4 protein-coding genes are annotated in these 2885 nt (G+C 75.3%); 2 read left to right on the forward strand and 2 right to left on the reverse strand.

The window, feature by feature from the left end:
• On the reverse strand, nucleotides 1-449 hold a 449-nt coding region (locus H5J29_RS27625), incomplete at its 3' end, for a GDSL-type esterase/lipase family protein (protein ID WP_312858443.1).
• A gap of 115 nt (nucleotides 450-564) precedes the next feature.
• Here H5J29_RS27625 and H5J29_RS27630 point away from each other — a divergent pair.
• Complete coding sequence (locus H5J29_RS27630) at nucleotides 565-2025, forward strand: thioredoxin family protein (protein ID WP_220188016.1); 1461 nt, start codon at nucleotides 565-567, stop codon at nucleotides 2023-2025.
• Between the two features lie 8 nt (nucleotides 2026-2033).
• A complete protein-coding gene (locus H5J29_RS35975) occupies nucleotides 2034-2564 on the forward strand; it encodes a UGSC family (seleno)protein (RefSeq protein WP_312858444.1) in 531 nt (176 codons plus the stop codon).
• Here the strand turns inward: H5J29_RS35975 and thmT are convergent, their stop codons facing one another.
• Complete coding sequence (gene thmT / locus H5J29_RS27645; protein WP_181783924.1) at nucleotides 2565-2768, reverse strand: 2-hydroxymuconate tautomerase; 204 nt, start codon at nucleotides 2766-2768, stop codon at nucleotides 2565-2567.
• Nucleotides 2769-2885: the final 117 nt, after the last annotated feature.

Below are 2885 nucleotides of genomic sequence, written 5' to 3' on the forward strand. Positions count from 1 at the left end.
ACCGCCCAGACCACCGCGGCCACGGCCGAGGGCAGGACGTACCGGGCCAGCCGCTCCCCGGTGCGGACGGCCTGGTCGCAGCCCTCGTCGGTGGGCGCGGTGCCGCACCGGGCGAGGACCGGGACGAACCCGACGTCGTTGCCGCCCACGGTGATCGTGACGAGGTCGGTGTCCCGGGAGACGGCCCGGACCTGGTCCTTCAGCACTCCTGCAGTGGTGGCGCCACTGCACGCCACGAAGGCGAACGACCGCACCCCCACGGCGTACCGCGCGGGGTAGGAGGCCTCGGTCCGGCCGCACTCGCCGGTGCCCGCCCCGACCCCGGCGGCGTAGGAGTCGCCGAGTGCCACGTAGTCGACGGGCTCGGCCGCCGCGGCGACCTGCGTGCCCGCCAGCAGTGCCAGCACGGCGAGGACGAGCGGCAGGGCCGTTCGGCGGAGGGCGCGCACCCCTTCATCCAGCCATCCGGCCCGGGCCGTGGGCAACCGCCGTCCGGGTCGGCGGAACCGTCGGTGCCGCCCGCCGACCTACCGGACGGCTGTTCACCCGGCTACCGTGCGGAGTGTGTCGGTGTCGACGGAGCGGAACGCGGCGGTGGACCTCCCCGCGGACGGGCTCGTCGCCGTGGTGAAGGCGGACTGCCCCACCTGCCGGCTCGTGGAGCCCGTGCTCGCCGCGTTGCCGCAGGTCACGGTGTTCACGCAGGACGACCCGGGGTTCCCCGCGGGGATCCGCGACCGCCGCGACGACACCGCCCTCGACACCAGCCTCGCGCTCGAGGTGGAGACCGTGCCCACCCTGGTCCGCTTCGCGGGCGGCCGGGAGACGGGCCGGATCGTCGGCTGGCTGCGCGAGGAGTGGCAGGAGTTCACCGGGGTCGGCGGGCTCGGCGCGGACCTGCCCGAGTACCGCCCCGGCTGCGGGTCCCGCACCCTCGACCCGGACATGGCCGAGGAGCTGCTCGTCCGCACCCGCGGCGGGTCGCTGCGCTCGCGACGGCTGGAGATCGCGGCGCTGGAGGACGAGGTCGAGGCCCTCTACGACCGCGGGTTCTCCGACGGCCTCCCGGTCGTCCCGCCGACCCCCGCGCGGGTGCTCCGGATGCTCGACGGGACCTCCCGCCGTCCGGACGAGGTGGTCGCGGTCGTGCCGCCGAACCTCGTCGAGGCGACGGTGGAGAAGGTGGCGATCAACGCCGTGCTGGCGGGCTGCAGACCCGAGTACCTGCCCGTCGTGCTGGCGGCGGTCGAGGCCGCGTGCACGGACGAGTTCAACGCCCACGGCCTGCTCGCGACGACGTGGGGCGCGGGTCCGGCGCTCTGCGTCAACGGGCCGATCCGGGCGGAGATCGGGATGAACTGGGCGGGCAACGCGCTCGGCCAGGGCAACCGCGCCAACTCGACGATCGGCCGGGCGCTGCAGCTGGTGATCCGCAACGTCGGCGGCGGGCGGCCGCAGGAGGTGGACCGCGCCGCGCTGGGACACCCCGGCAAGCTGGGGTTCTGCTTCGCCGAGGACGAGGAGGGCTCACCCTTCGAGCCGCTCGCGCAGAGCCGCGGCGTCCCGGCGGGCCGGTCGGCGGTCACGGTGTTCGCGGCCGAGGGCCCGCGTGGCCTCGCCGACCAGATCTCCCGCACGCCGGAGTCGCTGGCCCGCTCGCTGGCCCAGGGCCTGCGCTCGGTCTGCCACTGGAAGCTGCCGGGCGGGTTCGACGCCTCGCTGGTGCTGTGCCCCGAGCACGGCCGGACCTTCCGCGAGGCGGGCTGGGACCGCGCGCGCCTGCACCGGGAGCTCGACGAGCTGCTGCTGCTCGACCGCGCCGAGATCACCCGGGGCGCGGGGGGCATCGCGGAGGGGGTGCCCGCGGGCGGCTCCGCACGGCCGATCCCGAAGTTCCGGCCGGGCGGGTACATGATCATGCACGCGGGCGGTGGGGCCGGGATGTTCTCGGCGATCGTCGGCGGATGGGCGGGCGGCCCCGGCGGCAGCGCCCCCGTGACCAGGGAGGTGGACCCGTGGCGGTGAACGACCCGATCGTCATCCTCGACCCGACGGACGAGAGCGCGGCCGACAGCCGGACCGCGCTGGAGCGGCCGACCTCGCTCGACGGGCTACGGGTGGGCCTGCTCGACATCTCCAAGGCGCGCGGCGACGTGTTCCTCGACCGGCTCGCCGAGCTGCTGGCCGAGCGCGGGATCACGGTGCGCCGCTACGCCAAGCCGACCTTCACCAAGCCGATGCCCCCGGACCTGCGGCGGGAGATCACCACGCACTGCGACGTGGTGATCGAGGCCCTCGCCGATTGAGGCTCGTGCACGTCGTGCAGTGTGCACGACTTCGCCGCCCTCGAAGGCCGGGGCGTGATCGCGGCCTTCCTCGCGTCGACCCAGTTCGTGGTCGCCGCGAGCGCCCAGGCGCGCGCGCTCGGGTATCGCGAGGTCCCCGCGGTGTTCGTGCCGCACCCGATCCAGGACCGCACCGACTCCGAGGTGCGCGCGCTCGCCGACGCGGCGCTGGCGGAGATCATCGCGGCCGTGACCCGGTCGGGACAGGGGCGGCGGTGATCACCGCTCCCCGGCGCGACGCAGGTCGGCGAGCGTCTCACCACCCACGAACCAGTGCTCGGGCTCGGCTTCGGTGAGCACGACCCGGATGGACTCGGGCCGCGCGCCGATGGCGTCCGCGGCGGCGTCGGTGAGCGCCTCGCCGAGGGCCTTCAGCTGCTCGGGCGAGCGGCCCTTCGCGAGGGTGACCTGGATCAACGGCATGACAGCTCCACGGTTCCGAGACGGTCGACGGACGCCACGACGACGTCCCCGGGCGTGACCGGCACCGCCGCCGTCAGGCCGCCGGACAGGACGATCGCCGCCGGGTTCCGCGCGACG

The sequence above is a fragment of the Pseudonocardia pini genome (genome assembly GCF_013870575.1).
GTDB lineage: Bacteria > Actinomycetota > Actinomycetes > Mycobacteriales > Pseudonocardiaceae > Pseudonocardia > Pseudonocardia pini.

Coding starts and splice junctions, on each gene's coding strand:
- thmT (WP_181783924.1), bottom strand. CDS start 2,768: ATGCCGTTGATCCAGGTCACCCTCGCGAAGGGCCGCTCGCCCGAGCAG.